This is a genomic window from Bythopirellula goksoeyrii (assembly GCF_008065115.1).
Classification (GTDB): Bacteria; Planctomycetota; Planctomycetia; order Pirellulales; family Lacipirellulaceae; genus Bythopirellula; species Bythopirellula goksoeyrii.
Map to the genome: position 1 here is coordinate 851778 of NZ_CP042913.1, position 26898 is coordinate 878675.

At 51.3% G+C, this 26898-nt stretch carries 26 protein-coding genes and 1 tRNA gene; 21 read left to right on the top strand and 6 right to left on the bottom strand.

The annotated features are described in order from the left end of the window. Positions 1-22 precede the first annotated feature (22 nt). The 20 genes from Pr1d_RS03370 (at position 23) to Pr1d_RS03465 (ending at position 21613) form a co-directional block, all read left to right on the top strand. Positions 23-802, top strand: a complete 780-nt coding sequence (locus Pr1d_RS03370; RefSeq protein WP_148072207.1) for a DeoR/GlpR family DNA-binding transcription regulator — start codon at positions 23-25, stop codon at positions 800-802. A 32-nt stretch (positions 803-834) separates the two neighbouring features. Beyond that, entirely contained in the window at positions 835-1644 is an 810-nt protein-coding gene (locus Pr1d_RS03375; RefSeq protein WP_148072208.1) for a class I fructose-bisphosphate aldolase, read from the top strand. Then, the gene (locus Pr1d_RS03380; protein WP_148072209.1) at positions 1616-3010 is read left to right on the top strand and encodes an aspartate aminotransferase family protein; all 1395 of its coding nucleotides are present in this window, start codon (positions 1616-1618) and stop codon (positions 3008-3010) included. The genes Pr1d_RS03375 and Pr1d_RS03380 overlap by 29 nt, the downstream gene beginning before the upstream one ends. A gap of 30 nt (positions 3011-3040) precedes the next feature. Beyond that, entirely contained in the window at positions 3041-3994 is a 954-nt protein-coding gene (locus tag Pr1d_RS03385) for a sugar phosphate isomerase family (protein WP_210417872.1), read from the top strand. 34 nt (positions 3995-4028) lie between these two features. Further along, positions 4029-5048: an amidohydrolase family protein gene (locus Pr1d_RS03390; RefSeq protein WP_168205032.1), complete on the top strand. Its 1020-nt coding sequence runs from the start codon at positions 4029-4031 to the stop codon at positions 5046-5048. A 15-nt stretch (positions 5049-5063) separates the two neighbouring features. Then, complete coding sequence (locus Pr1d_RS03395; protein WP_148072211.1) at positions 5064-6509, top strand: xylulokinase; 1446 nt, start codon at positions 5064-5066, stop codon at positions 6507-6509. Positions 6510-6522: 13 nt separating this feature from the next. Continuing rightward, a complete protein-coding gene (locus tag Pr1d_RS03400) occupies positions 6523-7593 on the top strand; it encodes an amidohydrolase family protein (RefSeq protein WP_148072212.1) in 1071 nt (356 codons plus the stop codon). A gap of 37 nt (positions 7594-7630) precedes the next feature. Beyond that, on the top strand, positions 7631-8461 hold the full coding sequence (locus Pr1d_RS03405) for a class I fructose-bisphosphate aldolase (protein WP_148072213.1): 831 nt from the start codon (positions 7631-7633) through the stop codon (positions 8459-8461). Positions 8462-8510: 49 nt separating this feature from the next. Then, a complete protein-coding gene (glpX, locus tag Pr1d_RS03410; protein WP_168205033.1) occupies positions 8511-9575 on the top strand; it encodes a class II fructose-bisphosphatase in 1065 nt (354 codons plus the stop codon). Between the two features lie 116 nt (positions 9576-9691). Continuing rightward, entirely contained in the window at positions 9692-10456 is a 765-nt protein-coding gene (locus Pr1d_RS03415) for a PIG-L deacetylase family protein (protein ID WP_148072215.1), read from the top strand. Next, positions 10457-11383, top strand: a complete 927-nt coding sequence (locus Pr1d_RS03420; protein WP_148072216.1) for a sugar phosphate isomerase family — start codon at positions 10457-10459, stop codon at positions 11381-11383. A gap of 49 nt (positions 11384-11432) precedes the next feature. After that, on the top strand, positions 11433-12302 hold the full coding sequence (locus Pr1d_RS03425; RefSeq protein ID WP_148072217.1) for a sugar phosphate isomerase/epimerase family protein: 870 nt from the start codon (positions 11433-11435) through the stop codon (positions 12300-12302). Further along, positions 12299-13327 carry a Gfo/Idh/MocA family protein gene (locus tag Pr1d_RS03430; RefSeq protein WP_148072218.1) on the top strand — a complete coding sequence of 343 codons (1029 nt, stop codon included), beginning with the start codon at positions 12299-12301 and terminating at the stop codon, positions 13325-13327. The genes Pr1d_RS03425 and Pr1d_RS03430 overlap by 4 nt, the downstream gene beginning before the upstream one ends. A gap of 54 nt (positions 13328-13381) precedes the next feature. Further along, positions 13382-14035, top strand: coding sequence for an adenylate kinase (locus tag Pr1d_RS03435; RefSeq protein WP_148072219.1), 654 nt, complete (start codon positions 13382-13384; stop codon positions 14033-14035). Positions 14036-14099: 64 nt separating this feature from the next. Next, complete coding sequence (locus Pr1d_RS03440) at positions 14100-15161, top strand: hypothetical protein (protein WP_210417873.1); 1062 nt, start codon at positions 14100-14102, stop codon at positions 15159-15161. Continuing rightward, the gene (locus Pr1d_RS03445) at positions 15158-16375 is read left to right on the top strand and encodes a carbohydrate kinase family protein (RefSeq protein WP_148072220.1); all 1218 of its coding nucleotides are present in this window, start codon (positions 15158-15160) and stop codon (positions 16373-16375) included. The genes Pr1d_RS03440 and Pr1d_RS03445 overlap by 4 nt, the downstream gene beginning before the upstream one ends. A 116-nt stretch (positions 16376-16491) precedes the next feature. Continuing rightward, on the top strand, positions 16492-17982 hold the full coding sequence (locus tag Pr1d_RS03450; protein ID WP_148072221.1) for an aldehyde dehydrogenase family protein: 1491 nt from the start codon (positions 16492-16494) through the stop codon (positions 17980-17982). Between the two features lie 34 nt (positions 17983-18016). Next, entirely contained in the window at positions 18017-19411 is a 1395-nt protein-coding gene (locus tag Pr1d_RS03455; protein ID WP_148072222.1) for a PhoPQ-activated pathogenicity-related family protein, read from the top strand. A gap of 576 nt (positions 19412-19987) precedes the next feature. Next, entirely contained in the window at positions 19988-21340 is a 1353-nt protein-coding gene (locus Pr1d_RS03460) for an IS5 family transposase (protein ID WP_210417874.1), read from the top strand. A gap of 48 nt (positions 21341-21388) precedes the next feature. Next, a complete protein-coding gene (locus Pr1d_RS03465) occupies positions 21389-21613 on the top strand; it encodes a helix-turn-helix domain-containing protein (RefSeq protein WP_261343820.1) in 225 nt (74 codons plus the stop codon). 95 nt (positions 21614-21708) lie between these two features. On the opposite strand, the gene Pr1d_RS03470 is transcribed toward Pr1d_RS03465, so the two are convergent. From Pr1d_RS03470 to Pr1d_RS03490, 5 genes are all read right to left on the bottom strand, one after another. After that, positions 21709-22905 (bottom strand): tyrosine-type recombinase/integrase, encoded by a 1197-nt coding sequence (locus Pr1d_RS03470; RefSeq protein WP_148072224.1) that lies wholly within the window; start codon positions 22903-22905, stop codon positions 21709-21711. Between the two features lie 198 nt (positions 22906-23103). Next, positions 23104-23177 (bottom strand) — tRNA-Arg (locus Pr1d_RS03475). A gap of 88 nt (positions 23178-23265) precedes the next feature. After that, positions 23266-23484 carry a hypothetical protein gene (locus Pr1d_RS03480; protein WP_238476627.1) on the bottom strand — a complete coding sequence of 73 codons (219 nt, stop codon included), beginning with the start codon at positions 23482-23484 and terminating at the stop codon, positions 23266-23268. Continuing rightward, positions 23481-24077 carry a DUF6677 family protein gene (locus Pr1d_RS03485; protein WP_148072225.1) on the bottom strand — a complete coding sequence of 199 codons (597 nt, stop codon included), beginning with the start codon at positions 24075-24077 and terminating at the stop codon, positions 23481-23483. The genes Pr1d_RS03480 and Pr1d_RS03485 overlap by 4 nt, the downstream gene beginning before the upstream one ends. Positions 24078-24259: 182 nt before the next feature. Further along, the gene (locus Pr1d_RS03490; RefSeq protein ID WP_148072226.1) at positions 24260-25315 is read right to left on the bottom strand and encodes a serine/threonine protein kinase; all 1056 of its coding nucleotides are present in this window, start codon (positions 25313-25315) and stop codon (positions 24260-24262) included. A 158-nt stretch (positions 25316-25473) separates the two neighbouring features. Here Pr1d_RS03490 and Pr1d_RS03495 point away from each other — a divergent pair, with 158 nt between their 5' ends. Next, entirely contained in the window at positions 25474-26394 is a 921-nt protein-coding gene (locus tag Pr1d_RS03495) for a CHAD domain-containing protein (RefSeq protein WP_148072227.1), read from the top strand. 19 nt (positions 26395-26413) lie between these two features. On the opposite strand, the gene Pr1d_RS03500 is transcribed toward Pr1d_RS03495, so the two are convergent. Further along, on the bottom strand, positions 26414-26785 hold the full coding sequence (locus tag Pr1d_RS03500; protein WP_148072228.1) for a DUF4345 family protein: 372 nt from the start codon (positions 26783-26785) through the stop codon (positions 26414-26416). Positions 26786-26898: the final 113 nt, after the last annotated feature.

Below are 26898 nucleotides of genomic sequence, written 5' to 3' on the forward strand. Positions count from 1 at the left end.
TAAAGAACTGTAGGGATGAGCCATGCCTAGGAGTTCCGCCCAAGGGAGCAAGCGTCGCAATCAGTTGGCAAATCTGCTGAAGGCCCAAGAAAACGTCTCGACATCCGAATTGGCAAATCGCTTTCAAGTTAGCGAAATGACGATTCGCCGGGACTTGAAGCAGTTGCAAAATGAAGGGATTGCCTTGCCGTATTACGGAGGTGCGCTGGCGGCTCAACGTATTACGTTTGAATTTGAGTTCGATGTTTCACATCGGACGCACTTGGCACAGAAAAAGCGTATCGCTCGGACAGCTGCCTCCCAGGTGAAGGCAAGGCAAACGCTTTTTCTGGATACAGGTACGACAACACTTGAATTGGCAAAATCGCTCGCCCAATCTGATGTCGAGATGACAGTGATCACGGCCAGTTTGGTTATCGCGAGTGAGCTTTGGGCGAGAGGAAACATTCGCTTGCAATTGCTGGGAGGACAGGTTCGAGGAGGGAATCCAGATTTAGCTGGGCCTCTCACGGAAATTATGCTGGAGCGATTAACAGCTGATGTCGCCTTCCTGGGAAGCGACGGAGTCGATCCCGAACGAGGTAGTTTTGCCAGCGATGTTGAAACAGCTCGCATTGCTGAACGAATGGGCGCCTGCTCCAAGCAAACGATTGTCATTTGCGACAGTTCAAAGCTAGGGCGTACTGGAGCAGTTCGTTGCTTGAAGATCGATGAGATCGATATGCTGATCACAGATAAAGGTGCTAATGCCTCATTGGTGAGGCAACTAACAGACCGACGCGTCAAAGTGAAACGTGCTTAAATGAATAATTCAATCGAGGGTAGTGCTCTATAATGGACGGACGTGAAATAAGATTGCAACGACTCGTCGGCGAAGGACGCGCAGTCATCATTGCTTTTGACCATGGCTTATTCGACGGTCCCATCTCCGGACTCGAAGACCTCACGACAATTGAGAGGAAAATCAACTCAGTTGTGGACGCAGTTTTGTTGGCCCCAGGCATGATGCGTCGTTGTAGTGGAGTGTTTTCTCATCCAAAGCGTCCCTTGGCAATGGTTCGCTTGAACTGGAACACGGTATATTGCTTTAGATTCGGTTATCGAGAGGCAAAAAGCGTGCTTATGTTTTCACCCGAGGATGCATTGCGCGAAGGGATGGACATCGCACTGGTCTCCTTGACATTGCAAACGGGTTGTGAAGAACGAGACGCCGCCAATGTGGAAGTATTTTCCAAGCTGACCAACGATTGCCATCGACTTGGCATTCCAGTGGTCGGCGAGTACTTTCCTACGGGGCACGTGGAGATGACGCCCGATCAATTGCACTCCGACGTTTTGGTGGGGAGCCGGATAGTTGCAGAACTGGGAGCTGATGCGATCAAGACTTTTAATACGTGTCGTTTTCAGGAAGTGACCTCTAGTTGCCCTGTCCCTGTATTTGGATTGGGAGCAGAAAAGTTGCCTACGCAACGAGAGGCATTGGAACTGGCGGAAGCAGAAGTTCAAGCTGGCGCGGGTGGGGTAGTTTTTGGTCGCAACGCGATTCAAGTGCCCAATCCCCAGGCATTTCAAGCGGCGTTGTGCGAAGTAGTCAAAGATTCAGTAAGGGTTAACGATGTCGTCAACAAGTACGATCTATCCTAGTACCTACAAGTCCGAGTGGGCAGCTATCGACCCCAGTGAAACTCCACACGTGGTAGTTGCGCCCCCGGGACCGAAGTCCCAAGCCCTGCATGAGCGATGTACGAAATACTTCAAGGGGCTTAGCGGACAGGTCAAGTTGTTTCCCGTCGCATTCGAATCGGGCCAAGGGTGTGAGCTAACGGACGCTGATGGAAATCGGTACATCGATTTCTCCTCCGGTATCTATGTCACAACTCTAGGGCACTGCCATCCAAAGATCACCGAGGCGATCCAGAAGGCTTCAGCCACCCTGATGAACTGCCATGACTTTACGACAGAGATCAAGACACGCTTAGTCGAAAAACTCGCCGAAGTTCTACCAGGCGATCTCAACGGTTTTCAGTTCTACGATTCTGGTACAACAGCGGTTGAAGCTGGCCAGCGCGTTCTCCGGGCAGCCACCGGCAAACACGAGATGCTCTCCTGTTTTTACGACTATCATGGAAAAACTTATGGAGGAGTCTCATTGGGCCACATAAGGTCCTCAGTATATGGACCGGTACGGGCACCAGGAATGCATATGGTCCCCAGACCCGATGCTTACCGTCCTATGTGGCTGAATGACGATGGATTGATCGACACCGACAAATATATTGAGTTCTATGACGAGTATATCGATAAGGGGACCGTCGGCGCGGTAGCAGGGTTCGTGCTGGAACCGATTCAAGGCTGGGGTGGCTCGATCATGCCGCCCGATGATTTCTTTCCCAAACTACGCACTTACTGTGACGAGCGTGGTATTCTGCTGATGGCCGATGAAGTGCTCACCAGCTGGGGGCGCACTGGGAAATGGCTTTGCATGGAACATTGGGATGTGGTGCCAGACATCGTTTCGATCGGCAAGGGATTCGGCAATGGATTCCCAGTGACCTGCGTGGCAGTTCGAGAACCTTATAAAGAGTCCTTTGAGGCGATTTCCGCTTCAAGCAGCTACGGAGGAAACCCGATGGCCTGTGCGGCGGCACTCGCCAGCACCGAAGTCATCGAAGAAGAGAATCTACTGGAGCGAGCCACCTATTTGGGAGAGCTTGCCCTAAACCGCATGGAAAAGATGAAAGCCGAACATGCGATTGTTGGCGATGTGAGAGCTAAGGGATGCCTGATGGGCATCGAACTTGTGAAGGACAAGGAGTCAAAAGAGCCCTTTAATGAGGCTGGAGCTCTCGTCTACCAAAAAGCCTTTCGCAAGGGCCTCGCGTGGATTCCGGCTGGACATATTCTTCGTATGAGCCCACCAATAGTAATGGACGATGCCGCCCTCCTCAAAGGGCTGGATATCATCGATGAGGCCATCGGTGAGACTGAGCAAGAACTGGGATTCAATTAGCCATCAGACAATAAATTGGGAGCACTAGGCATGGATAATCACTTTGATTATGAGTTATCACAATATCTGGAGTTTCGAGATAAGGATGTATGTCGTCGAGTTCGTCAGATCACTCGTCAAGAAATAACAAACTCCTCTGCGGATAAACTCAAAATCCGAGTGATAGAGCACGAGACTGCGTTTCATTTCAGCTATGTGATGAACATTGTGGCAGGAATCAAGCGTGCCCTGGACGAAGGGCGCAAGAAATATGTTTTAATCTTGCCGGCGCCAAATCCGAACTATGCATTTGTCGCCAAGATGCTCAACGATCTGAACATCCCTTGCCATCATGTTCACACATTTAATATGGATGAATACGCTGATGAGGAAGGCAGGACGGCCCCAAAGGACTGGAAAGGTGGCTTTCAATACTGGATGTATCACGATCTATTCGATCGCATTCGTCCAGATCTGCGGATGCCTGAAGACCAAATTCACTTCCCCAATACTTCTAATGTCAATGACTATAGCACAATGCTAGAGGATATGGGGGGAGCCGACGTCTGTTATGGAGGAATCGGTTGGTGTGGGCACATTGCTTTCTTTGAGCCCCATCTGGGGCGCGAATTTGTCGGTGATATTGACGGTTACCTTGACCAGGGATCGCGCATCGTAGACTTACACCCGATCACAGTATGCCAAAACTGCCTTTACGCCGACGCTGGAAGCGCCGGAGATTGGTCCTGGGTTCCACCTAAAGCGGCCACAATTGGGCCTCGCGACCTAAAGAATTCAAAACTCGTCAGTTTTTGGAATGGCTTTGGCGCTGGTGAGTCGGTGTGGCAACGGTTTATTACGCGGCTCGCTGCCTTCGGCCCTGTGACTCCCCTCGTACCGGCTAGCATTTTGCAGATGATCGATAGCGAACTGGTGCTTTCAGGATCCGTGGCTGCAGACTGTAGCACCGAGACGAGTGAAAGGCGTATAGAGATCGAGATATGATTTTTTCCTCGACCGACAGGCTGGGATGAGTTCCATGCGTACTAAACATCTAAGCCGTACGGATCTTCACAACAAGGTCATTGATGTCCATTCCCATGTTGGAGTGGGTATCGGTGGGTTTCTCAGCGAAGAATATCCCTACGCTCAAACGGCAGAGAGCCTCTACTACCGACAACTTGTTGGTCAAGTGGACGTCAACGTGGTGTTTCCCTTGTTGCCAGATCTCAGTTTCGATCTAGCAAAGCTGAGACAGGGTAAAAAAGTGCTTTCAAAGGAACCCCTTTCTTCGCCTCCTTACGTGATCGAAAATCGCATGCTGATGCGAGAAGTGTTTGATTATTGCCCTGAACATTCTGAGCGTTTTCTGCCTTTTATTTCCGTCGATCCTGGAAGATACGTTGCTGAACAGCTCACTTCACTCAACGAACTCGAAGAACAGTATCCTATCTACGGCATCAAGATTCATCCTGTAGGTTGTTTGTCGCACGCCTCGGAATTATTGAAAGACGGAGAGCCGTTGCTCGACTTTGCCCAGCAGCGTGATATTCCTATCTTGTTCCATGCGACGACGTTGCCGAACGATGAATATTCCCAAGCTTCAGATCTGCTGCAGATTGCAGCGAGTCGACCTAGAATTCGTTTTTGCCTGGCACACTGCTTGATCTTTAATCGAGAAATGCTTGACGCGGCAAATGAGGCAGCCAATGTGTGGGTTGATACAGCGGCCATCAAGATTCAAGTCGATTTAGTCGTCCAATGTATAGCTGACGGAATGATTTCAAGAGATTCTCTAGTGGTTTCCGATTACTCAAACCATTGTGATGTGATGAGAACCCTATGTGAGATTTATCCCGACATGATTCTTTGGGGTACGGATTCTCCTGCTTACACTTATTTTTGCAGGCGGCAACAAGGCGATGACGTCTTTCAAGAGTTTGCCCTTAAAGGTCGGTATGAAGACGAAGTGGCTGCACTGAGTGCATTGCCTGCGGAATTGCGACAAAAAGTCTCCAATGGAAATACTTTAAACTTCCTATTTGGCGGTGCGGCATAAGATTCGGATATCTCCATGTATTTAGGTCTTGACCTGGGAACTACGAATGTCAAAGTCCTCATTGTTGATGAAGAGGGCAGTGTCGTTGGTCGTGCTTCTTCTTCAGTCAATCGAGTCGAAACTCCTGATGGCGGAGTGGAGCAAGATATCGAACAAATCTGGCAGGCAACGTGCGATTCGATAATCGAAGCAATCGCTGGGATCGATGCAAATCGAATCCGTGCGATAGGAGTTTCAAGTCAAGGCAGTGCATTACAACTTCTAGATGAACGGCAACGGCCCATCGGTAGAGTAGTGAGTTGGTTAGATGGACGAGGCCAGCCATTTGATGAGGAGCTCACTAAAGAACTCGGTAATGATTTTTTTTCTACGCATGTAGGACATGGAGCAAGCGGCCTTGCGGTCGGCCAAATCTTACGGCTACGTCAGAACGATCCAAGTGCAGTAGCTAGAGATCGACAAGTAGCCTTTGTCGGCGACATTATCGTTGGCCGACTATGCGGTCGACGAGCCCATGACGCTACCTCTTTGGCAATTGCTCTGCTCTACAATCCTTGCCTCGGAAAAGCTGATCCCGAGCTATTGGAGCGATTAGAAGTGAGTGAACAGCAACTGCCCGATCTAATTACCGCCGATAAGCCAGCAGGCATCTTAACAGCAGAGGCTTCAAATCAGTTGGGTTTGCCAGCTGGTATTCCTGTGTCAGCCGCTGTTCATGACCAATATGCAACTGCATTAGGAGCCGGAGCTGTCGAAGCAGGCTCCATCTGCGTGGGGACAGGTACGGCGTGGGTAATACTAGCGAACACCTCTTCGCTGGAGAAGCCTGTGACTAGCGGTGCATTTGTATGTCAACATCTGGTAGAGGGACTCTTCGGCCAAATGCTTTCAATGGGTACTGGCGGTTCCGCTTTGGAATGGACCATCAGGTTAAAGGATTCTCTTAAATGGTCCCGTGCGCAGATCGACCAAAGTATTAAGAAAGTGGCAGCTGGGTGCGAAGGGCTCGTTTTTTGGCCACTCTTTTCACCTTACGCTGCTGAGCAGAGTTCCGTTGAATCTCGCCTCACGAGCATCAAATTAAACCATTCTTTCAATCACGTTCTCCGCGCCGTCTTGGAGGGACTGGTTTGTGAATTAACGCGACACCTGCAAATCTTCGAACGGTGCAATATTCCTGTTAGTGAACTTTTTCTCTGTGGCGAAGGGGCAGCAAGTAATGTCACGCCACAAATCATCGCAAATACTTCAGGAAAACCCGTTGAATGTATTGGCGAACCATTTGTAAGTGCAATGGGGGCAACAGTTTTAGCCCGAGTTCTAGCGAATCCGTTAGATCGGGACCTTCAAAGCGTCGCCCGCCAGTATCCCCCAGCCTCAACGAGGATAGAACCGAACGAGGATCAGGAGATTTACCGAGAAGTACTCACCCGATATTTGCAGCCATTCTCCGAGAATTAGAGATTCCACCATTATGCCGTCCACACCGCTTCATCATGTTTGGGAATATACAGATACGGATCGCTCATTCTGGCAAGAGCATCTTGAAGACTGGGTGCCGCAAACAATATTCGATGCCCACACGCACATTCATGAGCCGGAATATCGACTCCACCCGATGACTGATGAAATGCGTAAGCAGTATTGGGTAAATGAACTGTTTGAGCCCATCGGAGCCCAAGTTGCACAACATTGTTATAGGACGGTCTTTCCAAATCGAGATTTCTCTTGTCTAGCTTTTGGCATGCCTAGCCTGGACTTTGACATCGAGGCGGGCAACAAACGACTTTCGGAAGAAGTACGATCCCGAGGCTGGAATTGCTTGGCGCTTGTTCGCCCGCAATGGTCTGCTGAAAAGCTCGAAGAGGAACTCGATCGGCCTGGCGTTGCTGGGGTAAAGCCGTACTATGCGCTAATAAGTTACACACCGAGCAGTCGCGATGAGCATTTGGAAGCCAGCATCTTCGATTTCTTACCTCATCACCAACTCGAAGTTCTCAATTCACGTCATGCTTGGGTTACGCTCCATGTACCAAGGTCAACTCGCTTGGGTGATCCTCAGAACCTCGCTGAAGTAAGAGCCATTCGTGAGCGGTATTCAAACGTAAAGTTAGTGATTGCTCATTTGGGCAGAAGCTATACGCTTCCCCATGCCAAAGAGGCACTACCACTGCTCGCCGATGATCCAGGACTGTTTTTTGATACGTCTGCGGTATTGAATCCCGAAGTCCTGCATTTTGCTTTAGAAACAATCGGCCCCGAGCAAATCATTTATGGAACGGACAATCCGATCTTCTATATGCGAGGCCGTCGTCGGTGGCAAGGAAAAACCTATCAGAATCATACCAACTATCCGTTCTATTTTAACCAACAAAGGGAATCACCTGAAATCGAGGCAAAATACACGCTCTACATGTACGAAGCACTTAAGGCATTCAAGCAGGCGTGCCTAAATATTGCCTTAGATCGCAAATACATCGAACAAATGTTTTGCGGCAATGCAAAAGCTTTGCTCGCATCCTCGAACCACGAACATGTAGTCTAAAAACCTCTCAACATCCCTCACCTTGAAGAGTATTCCATTGTCAAGATCTTTCCGACTAAATCGACTTTTTCACCCCCGGTCTGGCCGCTGCCTGGACGTAGCTGTCGACCATGGGTTCTTCAATCAACCTGGATTTCTTCAAGGAATTGAGGATATCCGCAACGTAGTTAACACACTCGTTGAGGCTGGCCCCGATGCAATTCAACTGACGGTTGGGCATGCCCGCCATCTTCAGTCTATAGCCGGGCGCCAGAAACCTTCCTTGGTGCTTCGAACTGACACGGCCAACATTTACGGCCGTGAACTTCCAGATTCCCGCTACAGCACTATCATCGCAAACGCTGCCCTTCAGGCAGTTCAGCTCGACGCAGTTTGTGTTTGTGTCAACCTCTTTCAAATCCCTGGCGCGCCCGATGTAAACCAACAGTGTGTTGCAAATATTATGGAGCTGAAGAGGGAGTGTGATCATTTGGCGATGCCCATGATGATTGAGCCTTTGGTTTTCCGTCCCAACTCAGAGGCAGGTGGCTATATGGTGGACGGAGACGAAGTAAAGATAAAACACCTGGTACGGCAGGCCGTCGAGTTGGGAGCAGATATAATAAAGGCAGATCCCACCGACGACGTCTCTGTCTACCATCGAGTCGTGGAAGTGGCCGGTGATGTGCCAGTACTCGTTCGAGGGGGAGGAAAAGTCTCAGATCGTGAAATCTTGGAAAGAACAAAACACTTGCTTGAACAGGGAGCTTCAGGCATTGTCTACGGACGCAATGTAATCCAGCATGAAAATCCTGCTGGCATTACTAAGGCTCTTATGGCCATGCTGCACGAGGAAGCTTCAATAGTAGATGCTTTGGCACTCTTATAAAATGCGTAGCCATTCCAGTCACTTTGGGAAATACATGCCGAAACCTCCTATGAGTCCCACATCATTCTTCCAAAAAGATTTCGAACGGCAAATAGAATTCGATTTTCTAAGAGCCACTGAAATCGCAGCGTTGAATACTCTCCAGTGGCTTGGAAAGGGCCAAAAGGAGAAAGCTGATGAAGCCGCCTGCGATGCAATTCGCGGTATGTTCGACCTGATGGATATGCGTGGAGAAGTCGTAATAGGCGAAGGGATTAAGGACAAAGCACCAGGACTTTTCCAAGGTGAAAAAGTAGGCACTTGGGAAGCCAACTCCCCTAGTTTTGAGATTGCCCTCGACCCAGTTGACGGTACCACGAATGTGAGCAAGGGCTTACCCAATTCTTTGAGCTGCATTGTTGCTGCTGCTCCACAGGCGGAAGACATACCTTGCTTGCAAGATATTCCTGCCTTCTACATGGAGAAACTAGCCTATCCACTAGAAGTACGACGTGCATGGTTAAAAGATCCGAAACTTCCTATCCACATCGATGCACCTATAGGAGACGTGATTGAGACAACGGCAAGAATACTTGGCAAAGAGGTGCGTGATGTCGTTGTGTGTGTGCTCGACCGTCCGAGAAATGAAACTCTGATTGAGGCAGTCCGCAGCAAAGGTGCGGCCATGCGAATGATCACCGACGGCGATATTGCTGCCGCCTTGGCTCCAGCAATGCACACTTCAAATATCGATCTCTATGCAGGGATTGGTGGAACTCCCGAGGCCGTTCTAGCTGCTGCTGGGCTGAGATGTTTGGGAGGCGGTATGCGTGCAAAGATCTGGCCGCGAGACGAAGCAGAGAGACTCTCCTTAATTGAGCAGGGATGGGGCGATCGGCTGGGCAGAGAGTACATGTCGAGAGATTTAGCACGGGGCAATAATTTGGTGTTCGCAGCTACTGGGATTAGTACAGGCCCATTGCTCCAGGGGGTAGAGGTCAAGGGTACGATTGCCCTTACCCGCTCGGTCCTTATGCGGGCTCGAAGTGGTACTGTGCGATTTGTTGAAACTCACCATGACCTAGAACGAAAAACGATTCATCTCCGCTCTACAGGAATTGAAGCTCAAGTTTAAGAATCTGTTTGTGACTTCATCGTCACCCACAAATATGAGTGACGACCGATTGTTCTAGCTTGAGTAGCACTCAAACATCCCTCGAAGGTTGATCGTCAAAGACTGCAACTAAATCCATGACATTAATAATTCCCCAAAGAAAAGTAGCTCTTGCCTTTTTGGCCCACCCAGACGATGCAGAAATTCTATGCGCAGGGACACTTCTTCGCCTAGCAGATTTGGGCTGGGAACTCCATATTGCAACTGCTACTCCCGGTGATTGCGGTTCAAATGCCTTGCCACCAGATGAGATTGCCAAAATACGCCGTGCCGAAGGAACTGCTGCCGCGCAAGTGCTAGGTGCCACCTACCATTGTCTGGAAGAACGCGACGTAAACGTAGTCTTCGATAAGGCCACAAATCGCAAAGCAATCGATTTGTTTCGCCAGATTGCTCCTTCGTTAGTCTTCACCCATCCTCGCCTCGACTACATGCTCGACCACGAGCAAGTGCATCAATTGGCGCGGAGTGCAGCTTTCGCTTACTCAATCCCAAACGCCTCACAACTGCCATTAGTTGAAGGTTCTACGATCCCCTGGCTCTACTACTGTGATCCCATCGAAGGATCTGATCCTTATTCGGGAGAGGTTGTGAATCCCACAGTGCGGGTTGATATCTCGGAAGTGATGGATCGCAAGTCAGAGATGCTTGCCTGTCATTCCTCTCAGCGAGAATGGCTCCGAGCCCACCACGGCATGGATGAGTATATCGAGAGCATGAAGCGCCACAGCGCCATGCGAGGTCAAGAACTCGGAAGCCAATACGCAGAGGCCTTTGTCCAACACCGGGGCCATCCCTATCCTCAATCCGACATTCTTCAAGAACTTTTAGGAGGCGAATAGATGCCCCGTGCTATTAGTAAGGTGGCCCCCGAGTGGTGGGACTACACAACTCTAGATCTTGCGATACTCGAAGAGGCAGCCCGGCTCACTGCCGACGACTTGGTAGGACTCTCCCGTGAAGGATTCGAGGTCGTAATCTACGATACGCTGGAAGAATTCTTCTGTGCCGAGGCCCTGGAATACATCCAGGCTTGGCAGCAAGCAACTCCCGACATTCCCGCAGGAATCTGCGGTCCGATAGGTCCCACCGAGCAACTCCCCTTAGTAGCCAAGATTGTCAATGCACTCGATCTCAAACTACACGATGCCCACTTTTGGGGCATGGATGAGTGGATCGAGAACGGCAAACCCGTTTCCACCGATCACCCCCTCTCTTTTGCCAAGGCAGATATGGAGTTGTGCTTCAATCGGATTCGTCCAGAATTACTGATGCCGAAGGAAAATATCCACTTCCCCACGGACTTGGAAGCCTATTCCAAGAGCTATTACGAAGTCCGCTGTGTGTTAATGCAAGGAGGTCAAGGAGAGGTAAAGCATTGGGCTTTCAATGACCCTCCAAAGCGTGAAGGACCGTATCAGGATCAGCCACCTCCACCAGAAGAATATCGCAAGCTGGGAACTCGTATTACTGATCTGCATCCGATGACCGTCATTCAAAACGCCAGAACCTCGGGAGGGGGCTATGTCCCTCAGGTGCCAACATGTGCAGCCACTGTAGGTCCGACTGAAACATGGAAGGCCGAAACGGTCTCGATTTGGCATCCAGGCCATCACGACAATCCCTTTGGGATGCGCCTCACGGCGCTGATGATCAGTAAACAGATCCCTGACAGTTCGGTCCCCATGTCGTTGCTAGCCGACCATCCCCATGTCCGATTTAGCTACTATCGTGGTGGCATCGGAACCGTCGAGACAGAAATGCATTAAGCATCATCGTACCTTTCAATAATTCACTCTATCTATAGGAGAATCCATCTTGGACAAATGGCCTATTGGCGTCTTCGCGAGTATCGACGAAGGACTGGGAGTCAATCTCGATGTCGCCCACGAATTAGGGGTAACCACCATCCATCTGCATGTGCCTAGCCTACGTTCACGGACTCCGGCAGCCATCAAATCCTTTCAGAATCGATTGCAGAAGCTAGGTTTGACAGTTACTGTAGTCTTCGCCGGTTTTGAAGGGGAGAGTTATGCCGACATCCCGACAGTCCAGGAGACGATCGGGCTGGTCCCAGCTGCGACTCGTCAAGCGAGATTGGTAGAGTTGAAAGAGATCATCGACTTTACTCAGGCTCTTGGCGTAGATGCAACAGGACTGCACATCGGTTTCGTACCCCACGACACGGAGGACGCTGAGTTCGCTGCCCTTCTGGAAACCACCTGTGAGGTTTGCGACTACGCTGCCGAAAAGGGCATCCATATTCACTTGGAAACGGGTCAAGAACCGGCGGACATACTCCTGGAATTTCTCAAGGCAGTTGATCGTCCGAACCTGTGGGTAAATTTTGACCCGGCCAATATGATTCTGTACGGCTGCGGAGAACCGATTCCGGCACTAAAACAGGTTGGCAAGTATGTTCGCAGCGTGCACTGCAAAGATGCCCATTGGTCGCCTCGTCCCGGCGAAACGTGGGGGCAAGAAATGCCTTTAGGAAAAGGAGCTGTCGATTTCGACGAGTATCTCAAGACACTCGACGCGGTTGGCTACACAGGGCCACTGACCATCGAGCGTGAAATCCCGCAAGACCCAGCCCGGCAGAAAGCCGAGATTGGTCAGGCAGTAGAATTGCTCGAACGACTCAAACGTTCGAAGGTTGCCACCAAGCAGAGCGGAGTGGCATCATGACGCGCGTTGGCTTCATGGGAATGGTGCACTATCTGAGCTATCAAAAAGTCCCTGGCGCTAAAGTGGTTGCCCTATGTGATGCCAACTCCAAACGCTTAGCAGGCGATTGGACCGACATCCAGGGAAACTTTGGCCCCGCTGGCGAGCAGATGGATCTGACGGGGATCGCCACGTATGAGTCCTCGGACGAACTACTCGGCGACCCCAACATCGATCTGGTTGATATCACGCTTCCTCCCGCCGCACATGCGGGTGTAGCAATCGCAGCCCTCGAAAGTGGCAAGCATGTCTTCTGCGAAAAACCGATGGCGATGACCGTGGAGGACTGCGACCGAATGCTCGTCGCTGCAAAGAAAGCCGACAAGCAGCTCTTAATCGGACATGTATTGCCCTACTTCCCAGAATACGCTTGGGCCCTGCACGAAGTAACAAGCGGGAAGCACGGTCGCGTGCTGGGTGGATCTTTTAAGCGAGTTATTGCCGATCCTAGTTGGCTGGCGAATTACTGGTCGGCCGAGGCGGTTGGTGGCCCCATGCTCGACTTGCACGTGCATGACGCCCACTACATCCGCTTACTGTTTGGAATGCCTGAGGCTGTTACCACTTGGGGGCGTACGAGAAACGGTTTGGCAGCACATTGGCATACCAACTTCGACTATGGTCCTCAGGGACCGGTTGTGCACGCAATGAGTGGGACTATCGACCAACAGGGACGAGCATTCAATCAAGCTTTTGAAATACAGCTGGAACATGCCACTTTGGTATTCGAGTTCGCTGTGATCGACGGAGAAGGAGTTACTCTTTGTCCGCCGACGATCTTTCGAGACGATTCTAAAGTCGAGCGTGTCCAACTGCCAGGCGGAGATCCGATGGATGCCTTTGCAGAAGAGATCCACAACGTTGTGCATAGTGTACAGGGCAGCGTGTTGGACCCTGTAGCTGATGGACATCTGGCTCGGGATGCAATTCACCTTTGTCAAAAGCAGACAGAGAGTCTCCATAGCCGCTGCCGAGTCGTGATTTAGGATTGAGCTGTTTACAAAACTTGACTTTAGGAAAAAGGTGCAATCGAGAACCTCATGCAGCCACACTTTCAGAACCTTAGAAAGAAAAAGATCGTACTCATTGGCCCCCCAGGAGCGGGCAAGGGAACACAAGCGGTCCGCATCAGTGAACTACTCCAGATCCCCCATATCTCAACCGGCAACATGTTGCGTGAATTCGTCAAGACAAGTGAGCCTCCAGGAGCTCACCTGAAGTCTTGCCTAGAATCTGGACGACTGGTGCCAGATGAAACGATCGTGGAGATCGTCAATCAACGGCTGAGTCAAGAAGACTGTCGCGAGGGGTTCGTCTTGGATGGATTTCCCAGAACACTCCCTCAAGCGGAGATGTTAGACCTCATCCTAAAGCACAAGCATACTGAGCTGGATTGCTGCCTCTCTTTTTCCATTGACTTTGAAGAGGTGGTGAAACGAATCTATCACCGAAGCCAGTGTGAACTCCGCTCGGACGACACAGTAGAGATCGCTCAAGAGCGCATGAGACAATTTGACAGATTAACTGCTCCACTACTGGAGTACTATCGAGAGCAAGGCAAGATCCTGGAAGTCTCTAGCATAGGTTCTGTCGATGAGGTTTTTACTGAGATAGCGGACTTGTTGGGAAACCGCCAGCAGCCGACTTTTAACACTCCTAAGCCAAGCCATTCTCAAAAACTTTCCAAATGCTAAAGACTTTACCCATAGCTATGTCTATACCTCTTTCACGCTTCATGTCTATCCAAATCGCTCTACTATGAAAAAAACACTTGATGAGAAACTTTCTCGTATCCTCGGAGAACCTGCCTGCCAGGATTTTATCCTGGCGGATGCCAAGGATGCGGATATGGCCTTTGGAATCGCCGCGCCGGGCCGTCGTAATCCACAGAATGGACAGACGGAGTATCGTTCGCTTGCGGAGTTCCACGAAACAATCTGCGAGATTGTTGAACAAGGACTCGTCGATGTCATGCTGATGAGCGTCAATACGAACGCTCGTCTGACGATCAATAAACGTCTCTTTGAGGGAAGTAGTGTTACACCAGCCATCCGTGCCAACGACACGACCGATATCTGGCTGGCAGGGGGAGTGGGAGCATACGGATCGCAACCCTCACTCCCATTTCGCTCAGCAACGATCGATCAGGCAATGTGTGGCCACGAGAATTGCACGCCTGACGAGCGTCATATAGGAGCTGACCTGGGACTCTATTCGATCACCTTTAATAACGACGCCACGCTGGACCGCGCGGCTTTAGCTGCCTATCGAGAGTTTCGTATTGAAGCGGAGGCAAAGGGATTTCGCCATTTTCTGGAGGTGTTTGCGCCAAATGCCTGTGAGAACTTGGCTGTAGAAGATGTCCCCCGGTTTATCAATGATTCGATCGTCCGCACCCTGGCCGGAGTCCCTCCTAGTTCACGGCCAAAGTTTCTCAAAATCCCCTATTTTGGCCCGGCACCGATGGAGGAACTCGTGGCGTACGATTCTTCTCTGGTCGTCGGAATCCTCGGTGGCTCTGCGGGGACGACGTTTGATGCGTTTCATCAGCTGTGGGAGGCAAAGAAATCTGGTGCTCGTGTGGCCCTCTATGGCCGCATGATCAACAACTCCGAGCATCAACTCTCGTTTATTGAGCACCTCCGCTATTTGGCAGATGGACAACTCAATGATCCGGCAGAAGCGGTGCGGTCCTACCACGGGGCGCTCCACAAACTAGACATCGAACCCTTTTGTAGCTTGGAAGAGGACTTGCAATCGACCAAGCGGTGCTCCGATTACTCAAGCAAGAAAAAACCTAGCGGAAGAATCCTCGCATGAAGGCGTCTGAAACCAATGCTCCTGAAGTTGTCGTCGCTGGGCATGTTTGCTTGGACATTATTCCAAGTTTTCTGCAAGACACCTCGGTAGCAAGCAGCCAGATTGAGCCTGGCAAACTAAAAGTGATGGGCCCTGCGGCATGTGTCACGGGGGGGTGTGTTGCTAACACCGGGCTAACGCTCCATCAGCTTGGAGTTAGAACTTCTTTGATGGGCAAGATTGGCGATGATCCTTTCGGTGATCAGATCCTTGGCATTGTGAAGAAAGCGGATGCTTCGCTCGCTGAGAGCATGATTGTTGCACCTGGTGAGCACTCCAGTTATTCCATTGTGATTAGCCCGCCTGGGGTGGATCGTTCCTTTCTGCATTTTCCGGGGGCCAACGATACTTTTTCTGCAGGCGATGTCCCCCTAGAGCAACTCAACCAATGCAAACTGTTTCATTTTGGCTATCCGCCACTCATGAAGTGCTTTTGGAATGACGGCGGCTCTGCGATGGCAGGACTGCTTCGCAGTGTAAAAGAAAAGGGAGCTATGACCTCGCTCGACATGGCGATGCCTGATCCTACAGCTCCAGCGGGTAAGATCGACTGGAAGCCTTGGCTGGAGCAGGTGCTGCCACATGTTGATTTGTTTATGCCAAGCTTGGATGAGATTCTATTCATGCTCGACCCCAAACAATACACCAATAAAACGCCAGGAGAAGTGTTCGACAGCGATCTTCTGTCCAAGACTGCCGATCAGCTGATTTCACTTGGCGCGGGTATTGTCGTACTTAAACTTGGCACGCATGGTCTCTACCTGAAGAGTTCCTCAGCTGTGGATAGGATATCGCGGGGATTCTATCCCGGAAAAAACAGCCTAGAAGCCTGGGTGGGACGCGAGCTGTACACTCCCTGTTTTGAGGTACCTGTTGTCTCCACCAATGGAGCAGGAGATCGCACGATTGCCGGATTCTTGGCTGCCGTGGTTCAAGACGCCAGTCCGACTGAGGCACTCCAGATGGCCGTTGGGGTCGGGGCGACGAGCGTTGCGGCTAGCGATTTCTCTGAGGCGGATTTCTCTTGGGAGTCAATAAAGAGACGAGTCGATGCCGGCTGGAATCATCAGCCTGTTGAAAACGCAGTTAGGGAAGATTTCAGAAGTGATGAGTCGGGATGTTGGAGAGGCAAGCAAGACAAGGCGACTGTGAGAAAACTGACCACTGCCACATAACCTGGTACCGAGTAAACGAACTTTTCTAGTATGACTTTGGAAATGAGTAACCACATCAATACGTAGTCCATTACAAGAACCCTCGGGTTCACAATTTAACCCAAAAAGTAATTCCCATGACCCTGTCTGATACGATTGACTCCACTCAAGTTCTCAAATCACTCGCCGACTCCGCTCCCAAAGCCTACATCGGTGGAAAGTGGGTGGAGGCGGAGGATGGCTCGACCCTGGTGACTCGTGATCCTGGCACGGGAGACGCAATTGCCGAAGTGCCAGCTATGGGAACTTTGGACGTTGACAGGGCTGTCTTAGCCGCCCAAGAGGCTTTTGACCATTCTGGGTGGGCCACTTTGTCACCACAAGAACGTGGGGTCCTGTTGCATCGATTCGCTGATCGGATCGAGCGCGAAAAATCAATTCTTGCTCAGATCGAGTCGCTTGATGCAGGCAAGGTCCTCTCTCAAGCGGAATCAGATGTTCAGAATCTGGTGGATACACTCCGCTATTTCATTGAAATTTCGTTGCATGTGCCGAACCGTACCCCTCTGGCGGTGAGCGGATATGAAGCTGCTACGGTTCGTACTCCCTGGGGGCCATGTGGATTCATTATTCCCTGGAACTTCCCACTGCTACTGATCGGCTGGAATATCGCCCCCGCCTTGGCGGCAGGCAACACGGTCGTGATAAAGCCTGCAGAAGACACTTCCCTTTCGGCGCTGTATTTGGCCAAGCTCTCGCAAGAGGCGGGCATCCCCGCTGGGGTCTTTAATGTCGTTACGGGCAATGGTGCCAGTGCGGGAGCCGCTCTAGCAGCTCACCCAGGCCTAAAGCGGTTGGCCTTTACAGGGTCAACGGAAGTCGGACGGAATGTAGCCGCCGTCTGTGGAAAAAACCTGGTCCCCGCCAAATTGGAACTAGGTGGAAAAGGTGCGGCAGTCGTGTTTGACGACGTGGATATCGAAGCCACTGCCGAAAAACTTGTCGGTGCAATAACCTTCCATTCTGGCCAAGTCTGCTGTGATGCGACGCGTTGGCTTGTGCACAAGCCGATTTATGATCGGTTCGTGGATTGCTGCGTGGATCGATTGCGGCAGACAAAAATTGGTTACCAGCTCGATGAAGCAACTCAAATGGGACCCGTGGTGAGTTCCAAACAGAAAGAACGCATCCTAGGTTACTTGCAGAAGGCTGTTTCCACAGGAGCCGAGGCTGTCCTCAAGGGAGGTGAGGCATCCGTAGATGGGAAAAATGGCTTCTACGTCGATCCTGCCCTTTTGGCCGGAACTCTAGACAATGTTGCAGCGCAGGAAGAGATTTTTGGCCCGGTTGCCTTTCTAGCACCCTTCACCGACGAAGCTCAAGCAATCGCCATGGCGAATGAAACTGTCTATGGCTTGGCCAATAGTGTCTGGACTACCGATTTGACGCGTGCCCAACGAGTGGCCCAGCAGATGATCGCTGGCAATAGCTGGATCAATGCCCACAACCTGTTTCCTCACGGGGTTCCATACGGCGGCGTGAATGCCAGTGGGATGGGTGGAGGCGTGCTTTCTGTGGAGACTTTTCTGGAGTACCAGAGGTCTTGCTCTATTGTGCGGCCACTTTAGAGTGATCTTACCAACTTTACTATGAAATGATGCGATGCAACATATCTTGACCTCTACGATGGTGTTTCTAGTTGTCTCATTAGCTGGACAGTTTACGACCGCAGCAGAAGTTGCCACCGTAGCACCTCCTCAGTCAGTCATTGAGAAACCATCCAATCCCCTCCAAGATTATCTGGCCAAAGAGGATTCCAGCTATCAATGGCACAAAGTACGTGAAGGCGAATTTGCCGGAGTGAAATACGTTGAATTAATTCTCACCTCGCAAACCTGGCACGAGATTGTGTGGAAACATCGACTATTCATTATCAAGCCCAACGAAGTATCAGAAGTTAAACAAGCACTTCTGATCGTAGCGGGTGGCAAGTGGAAAGAGGAATTTTCTGACCCTTCTTACGAGGGGTCGCTACCCAAGGAAGCGATTCTGTTTGCGACTTTGGCAGAGCAGCTGGAGTCTCCAATTGCGGTGCTACTTCAAGTTCCTCAACAACCGATCTTTGAAGGTATGGTAGAAGATGAAATCATCTCTTATACGTTTGAACAATACCTTGATACGGGCGATCCTGAGTGGCCCTTGCTCTTACCCATGGTGAAGAGTGCTGTACGTGGAATGGATGCCGTTCAAGTATTCTGTAGAGACCAATGGGACCTCTCTATCAAATCATTCACGGTTACGGGAGGGTCCAAGCGAGGTTGGACCACTTGGCTGACAGGAGCTACCGACCCACGTGTGACAGCTATCGCTCCGATAGTAATCGATATGCTCAATCTGAAACTCCAGATGGAACACCAGCAAGAAGCCTATGGAGAATTATCAACACAAATTCACGACTACACTGACCGGAATATCCCAGCACGAATGGACAGTGTCGCTGGTGAAGCGCTCCTGCGAATTGTCGATCCGCTGGCATACCGAGATTCGCTACAACAACCTAAGCTGATTATTCTCGGCACGAATGATCCCTATTGGACACTCGATTCACTCAACTTGTACTGGTCCCAACTCCTAGGTCCAAAGTACATCCTTTACGTGCCTAACAATGGCCATGGAATCATAGACTTCCCACGGGTATTAGGGGGAGTATCCGCTTTGCACGAGCAAGCCAAAGAAGGTGACAAGCTGCCCGAATTGTCCTGGTCCTTTAAGAAGCGGGGCGACAAAGTGGTCCTTTCTATCAAGTCTGACACTCTCCCTACCCAATGCCATGTTTGGAGTGCCAACTCGAAGACTAGGGATTTTCGCGAGGCATCGTGGACTGCCACAGAAGTTTCTCGTGGAGGTGAGGGCTATACGTATGAGGCACCGATTCCCGAAAAAGGGTTTAAGGCCTTCTTCGGAGAAGTTCAGTATGCTCGCGAACAATTGCCACTCTATCTTTCGACGAACGTACACATCTTTCCTCCTCAGATAATGACTCCACAGCACAAATGACGACTAACTTCGGGCAACTCTGAAACGAATAGGATCACTGGAGGTTATTGCTAAACACAATACAGCTCTATTCTGCCGGACAAAGTGCGTCAGAAGCCTTTGATTGAATCAAACTTCTGCTGAGACTGTCGCCAACTTAGTTTCGCTTTCGCCAGTAACCCAGATATCCTCAAGTTGACAACTATAGATTAGTCTCCAGGTGGGAGCAAGTTCTATCACTCTCGGATAAAATGATGCCTCTATGCAATAATTTATTTGGAATGAGGATTCCACTAAGAAGTCGACAGGCCCCACTCCATCCGTACTATTTTGTGCTTTCCAAAATCGTTCAGGCGAAGCACTGAGACTTAAGGAAGCGATCAGAAGTCTCCAAAGGGCAACGAGAGTAAATTGTCGGCAATGGTAGCCTTGAATTACTTAACGAGCTACCGGGCTACGTCTAGCAGGCGGAAGTGATAGTACATAGTCGTCCCTGAAAAACCTTGGAAGTCCTTGAATTGTGGGGATGCAACGGCGTTTTGCTGGCGCTAAAATTTGCCAGGTTTTGATCCGTTGGTCCCCGAAAGCTGGCAAAAAATGAAGCCCAAGACGCCGACTCCGCAGCGTGAACTCTTTGGCGCGCACCTGAGCGAACTTCTCAATCCGGAGCATCCCCTTTACCTCCTTGCCGACCGGATTGACTGGCGGCAGTTCGACCTGGCCATCGATGCCTGCTACGCCGACGAACTGGGTCGGCCAGGGGTGAACACCCGCCTGATGGTCGGCCTGATGTACCTCAAGTACACATTCAGCGAAAGTGACGAATCGGTAGTGGCCCGGTGGGTGGAAAACCCATATTGGCAGTACTTCTGTGGGTTGCAGTACATGCAGCACGAGCTGCCCATCGATTCGTCCATGATGAGCAAGTGGCGAAAGCGAGTGGGAGCCGAGCGTCTCGAAACACTTCTGGAAGCAACGATCCACACTGCGTTGGCGATGAAAGCGCTCAAGCCCCAAGAACTCCAGCGAGTGAACGTCGACACGACTGTCCAGGAGAAGGCAATTGCCTTTCCGACCGATGCCCGGCTGTACCACAAGATGCGGATTGCTTTGGTGCGGCACGCCAAAGCGCTCGGAATCCCTTTGCGTCAAAGCTACCAATTCGTGGGGAAGAAGACGCTGTTTTGGCAGCATCGGTACGCTCATGCCAGGCAGATGAGGCGGGCGGCGAAGATGAACCGCAAGCTGAAAACGCTCCTGGGTCGGGTGGTGCGAGATATCGAGCGGAAGGCCCGTAAGTTTCGGGGAAAGATTGCCGACGAACCGTTGCGCGAGTTGTTGGCACTGGCGCAGCGTCTGCTTGCCCAAGAGCGTAACAGCAAGAACAAAATCTACAGTGTGCACGCTCCGGAAGTGGAGTGCATCGCCAAGGGTAAGGCGCACAAGCGTTACGAGTTCGGCTGCAAAGCGAGTGTTGCGACTACCAGCAAGAACAATTGGATTGTCGGCGCGCAGGCCCTGCACGGCAATCCGTATGATGGACATACGTTGGCCGGGGCGATCGAGCAGATCGAACGGCTCACGGCTAAAACACCCCAGGATGTGATGGTCGACCAGGGTTATCGAGGTCACGGTTACAAAGGAGAAGCGACGGTGCATGTCGTGCACACAATTCCCAAGGAGGCAACACACGCGGTGCGGCGGATGCTCAAGCGTCGCGCGGCGGTCGAACCGACGATCGGTCACTTGAAGAGTGATAACCGGCTGAGTCGCAACCATCTGACTGGCACAGCAGGCGACCAAATCAACGTGCTGTTGGCCGCCGCAGGATACAATCTGCGTAAGCTGCTGCGCTGGATCGTTTTTTCGCCCGTTTTGCGGCTCTTGAACCGGCTGGAATCGCTGCTGAACTTCAAATCGGCCCTCCAACGCCGTCTGCTGAGCCCATAATTAACAGGAGCAAGTCGACGGAATTTACCACGACTCGGCCGAAAGAGAATTTATCAGGGACGGCTAGCTAGGCAGCTCAAGATGAGTGAATCACTTGTCTATCAACTAATTGAACAAGGCCGTTTAGCTAGTCACCGAATCGGGAATGGACGAGGTCGAATACGCATTTCGGAGAAAGACTTACTCGACTATCTGTCTGGCTGTCGAGAAGAAAAGTTGATCGTACCTCGGAGAATAAAGCAAAGGCGCAGGCTGGAGTATCTGGGATTGTAAAGCATCCACACGAGCGAGCCGAAAGGCTTGCAGAATGCCCCAGTCAGTGCCAGCTGACTGGGGCTATTGTAATTAAACAACAGGGCCAATATTGGTTAGTGGAGTTTACTGGGAATATTGCATCCTGAGGCGCGGCAAGCTTGGAGCAACAGATGTTCTGGATTGTGGGAGAGGTGTTGATAAACCCTTGCGAGCGTCGATGGATCTTTGTGCCCCATCAAGATTGCAACTGTGAGGGCATCGACGCCACGCTTTAAGGCATTGGTCGCCCATGTATGACGGAGGGTATATAGTGAGAAGCTCGGGACTAAGAGTCGAGCCCGACGCTGGATAAACTTTCGCTTTGCTTCGCAATTCAATTCTGCGATTGTTTTTTGAATTCGCTTTCCTTTAGACATTCGATAGTCGGCAAGGGAAGATGCCATATCTTCAATCTCCTGGCGACTCGGTTGAAAACCTTCTTTTTCAAGCATCTCCTTTCCGAGCCGAACGCGTATCCTGTCACAGGCGCACCCGACTGAATCCTTGTTCCATGGCTTCGCTTGACTATTGCGAAATAATGGGCCAGCTGAGAATTGTGCCATTTGTTCTTCGGTAATCGTGCGGGCTGTATCAGTCAGATACACGATTCGCGGCATAGCATTACCTTTGGCTTCGGGTGGCCGAAACACCCAACGTGAGTTAGCGAGATCAACGTGGTCGGCAGTCACCATCAGGCACTCTTGAGGCCGACAGCCGGTTTCCCAGACAATTCTGAGCAGCGACACTAAATTCTGGTCCGGCGCCAGATCAATCAATTGTTCAAATTGTTCGGGGGAAATGATTTGGTCTTTTGGTTCCGCACTAGGTGCAGAGAGCGAGGCAATTGGATTCCTGTCCAGGTAGCCCTGCTCTACTGTCCAACACAGGCATCTCTTCACAGATCGGATCTTGTTGCGCTTGGTAGCTTTAGCGTGGTTGGGGTTCTCATCGGCCCATTCCTGAACCTGATAAGGCTTGAGATCCGCTGCTTGCAGTTCGAGGTGACGAGAGATGAAGTCGCGGAGTCGTCCCTTGTACCACTGGTATGTGGCCTCAGGGCTCTTGCCATAAACTAGAGAGCGAAGATACTTGTCGGCTATATCGGCTAGAGAGAGAGAAGCTACCTTTAGCTTCTTCGGCTGTCCCATGAGCTTATAGTACAACTCATATGCCGCGGGCTTGTCGGAGCCAAGATGATGCTGGACACCATCGACAGTGACGTACCAAGCACGTCTGGATTTACGATACCAAGGTTGTGGACGACGAGCCATGAAAGAACCCTCCAGCTACGAGTGATAAAACCACACGAGCGAGCCGAAGGGTTCACAAGGAAATGGTCAGTGCCAGCCGACCAGGACCTCATCAACTAATTATCGCAGGAACTTCGTTCCGGTCCAGAATACCGTGCCTAAATCTGTGCCACATTGAAATGAGAATCAACGAAGAGCGTAAAACCGCTTGTTTCAAAGCACGCCCGGCAGGACTCGAACCTGCAACCCCTGGTTCCGAAGACCAGTGCTCTATCCAATTGAGCTACGGACGCGTATCTAATCAGTGCAGCATAGAATCTTCGCTGCCTCAATACAAGTTGGCTGTGTGCCGCGGTGCGGCACGGCTTCCGGCGCTTATTTCTAGGCCAGCCAGCCCATGAAGGTTAGCAGGGCCATCACTCCCACCATGAATACGATGACCCAGAGCCCAAAGCGAATGGCGTGGTTCAGGATGGGTGAGATTTCTTCGTGACGAGTGGCGGCGCAGACTAAGCTGACGCTCACTATCAGAGGGACCGCGTACCAAAGATTTACCACCGCTAACAGGGGCGTCATGGAAAGTATTGACGATTCGATCATGGGCTGGGCGACTCGGGATCAGGGTTTTCTTTCTTCTGTGGCTTGAGAATCAATGGTCCGGACACGGCATCGCAAATCACGAGGACATTCAGCAGGCCTGCGATCATGGTGTAGACTGTGCCAATCTCAAAAAGGGGATGGTATTCGACCGTCCACTTGGCGAGTTCGTTGGGCTGAGTTGTCATGTGGCCCGAGTCGTCCTTCCATTCCACTGGCCCGTTTCTCGGGGGTGCCATGAAATTGCTGCCAAATAGCAAAGGCTCGTTATTGAGCATGCGATGGCGTTGAATTAGCATCGGGGTGGCCGGCAGACCGACGCCCAGTTGGCAGAAGTATTGCCAACGGAATTGCTGCTCCCAGGGGACCGCCGCGTAAACCACTTTTCCGCCGCCAAGGTAGAGACCATAGGCGAACGTGCCGAGGATGCAAATGAAAAACAGGAGTCCTTTGCCGGTGCGCCCCTGGTAGAGGTGGCCGAGTCCGGGAATCGCCCAGGCCAGGATGCCAGCAATCCAGGGCTCTTTCAGATCGATTACGATCGCATCTTCGGGAGTGTCGGAACCCGCGGCATTGGGTATGCGTGTCTTTGCCATTGAACTAAGGAACTCGGGAAAGTTGTCTGCTTGTAGTAACTGACTTAAACTGCTTGAAAGAAGACCCTATTCTAGGATCTAAAGCGATGAAAACCCAGGTCAGAACTTAAGAAAGCCGATGTGATAATTGCTTCTCGGTAGGGAATTCGTCGTGCAGAGGGGAATCTTGGTAAAACGCCCCTTTATTTCAGTGCCAGCACAATGGCTATGATAATTGCGACAACAACAAGGAACCCTATCAGCACTCGCCAATTCGGCTTTTTCGCGCCTGCGATGGGACCACTGTGCAAGCGCTGGGTAAGGTTGGGACTCACGTTCTCAAGCAGACTGGTGTCGGCGTGTTTGTGCTGAGTTATCTCCTTGAGTGACGATGAATCTACATTACCCGCGAGCAATTGCTCCAGGGCGTCGGCAAGTAGTGCAGCATTCTCAGGTCGATCTTCCGGTTTCTTTTCCAGCATTGCATCGACTAGATCTGAAAACTCGCTGGGAAAACCCGGTACAAGTACTTCCAACCGAGGGGGTACACTTTCGAGATGCTGATCAAAGATTTCGACAAAAGTTGATCCATCAAAGGGGACACGACCGGCAACCATTTCAAACATGATGCAGCCTAAGGCATAAATATCTAAGCGGCCATCAATGTGTTCTTCGGCTGTGATTTGCTCGGGAGGCATGTAGCGCCAGGTCCCCACGGTTTGGCCCGAGGTCGTAAGTCGCGAGTTGTTTAGATCCCGGGCCAAGCCCAAATCACCAAGCTTTACTAATCCATCTTCGGAGAGATAGAGATTTGCTGGCTTGAGATCGCGATGAACACAACCAATTTGATGAGCATGGCTTAGTGCCCGGCTGACCTGCAAACCAACCTCGGCAGCCTCACGCCAAGGTATGCTGACGCGGGCAACCAACACGTCTTTGAGTGTGCCACAGTCAACCAGTTCCATCGCACAGTAGATACTGTCCTCGTGAAGACCTGCATCGAACACATGCACGATGTTTTCATGGTCGAGTTTCTTGAGCAGGGCAATTTCGCGGACAAAGCGATTCTGCACCTCTGGCTCCAACTGCTTGGTGCCGTGCAAGAGCTTGATCGCGACCCGTTGGCCCGTATCCTGATGGGTCCCCTCGTAGACAGCTCCAAATCCCCCTTTGCCTAGGCATCGGCCAAGTGAGTAGGGGCCGACAAACTCCTCAGAGGTGGAGGCATTTTCTTTGCGTTTGGCATTTTGAGAGATCATTGGTAATCAACTCGCCGTTGGTGAATATGCCGCCTATTGCAGACAGGCATTCTAGCAGCAGTTAGGCAAGCCCCAACAGAGGGATGGAAGAAAATGTCGAATACCCAGTGAACAATGACTAATTTGCTACTCGTACTGCCCTAGATTAGGCTAGTACTATGGGTACCAAATGGGCGGAAATAGAGTCCTCTGAAGAACTGGCGCGAGATTTTGCGCGGAGAGTGCTGACTGAGCGGATGACTGTCGTAGAGTCGCTGTTGCCGCTGGCGGCACATCACTATCGCGAAGACACCGAACATGTCCACCAGTTGCGGGTCGGTTGCCGCCGAGCTTCTGCAGCTTTACGGGCATTTGAGCCGCTTTTCTCAGCTAAGCCCAAGTCTCTGAGGAAGTGGCTCAAGAAGATTCGCAACGCAGCAGGACCAGCCCGGGACATTGACGTGCTGCTGGAGCGATTTTACTCCGAGGACCCTCAGGACTCGGTGACAGCCTATGCCTGCGAGCGTCTCGAATACGAACGGCATGAGGTGCAGGACAAGCTCGTCCAAGTGGCGTCCAAGGCCTCGCGAGGCAAGTTGGTCGAGAGCGTAGAAAAGTGCCTGCGCTTCCTGGCGGTGATTCCTGATTCCAGTGGGGAGATCGATTGTCGTGAAATGGGGAGCGTAGCAATGCGCGTGGCAAGCAATGCTTTTTTGCCCCTTGCGGATCTTGCCAATCCGACACTCACCGAGTTGCATCAACTGCGGATCACGGGCAAACGACTGCGATATTCCATAGAGATCTTTCACGACGCATTCCCAAATGAGTTGCGCAACGATGTGTATCCGGTCATTACAAATCTGCAAGATCGGCTTGGTGAGATCAACGATCGCGCAACTGCCCAAGTTCTGTTTCAATCGTGGCTCGCACCCATGGAAGCAAGTGCCCTGGCAGCCGACCTGGCACGCCGTATCGTATCAGAGCATGAACAGGCGATGCAGCTCAATAAGCGATTCTCGAAATGGTGGACAGAGAAGCGGGTAGCGAAGCTGGAGAAGCAGCTGGAAAAGTTCAGCGAAGAGGACGATACCCTCCGCTAAGCCGCAAGCGCCTTGCAGCTCAGCGGGACTTCCACCATATGCCAAGCGTTGCCAGGAACAGAATCCATTCCGTGGCGAAAAAATACCAAGTGGGGTTCGTGATTCCGCCGTACAGTAGCAAGCTGATCGTGCGCATCATGGCAAGGCTGGCATGAACAATCAGACACGTTAGCAGTGAAGCGGACACAAAGTCTGGACGCACCAGCGGTAATAGAAACACTATCCCTAGCGCAAGTTGTAAGCCGCCGTAGACCGTGAAGTACTCGCTTTGGCCGGAACCGGGGCGGAGGTCAAAGCCGATTGATGTAGCAGTCTTAGCGGGCTGTAGTGAGCACCAAGCAGAAAGCAGAAGGTAGAGAATGCCGACGATAGCGAGGTAGATGCGTGCCATTTGGGAGTTGCCGGTTGTTATGTGCTGGGCTTTGGTCAATTATTAGAAAACCCCGACAGGAGAACGAATCTCCCGCCGGGGTTTTTGGGTTGTCAAAGGTATTGAGGAGAAGT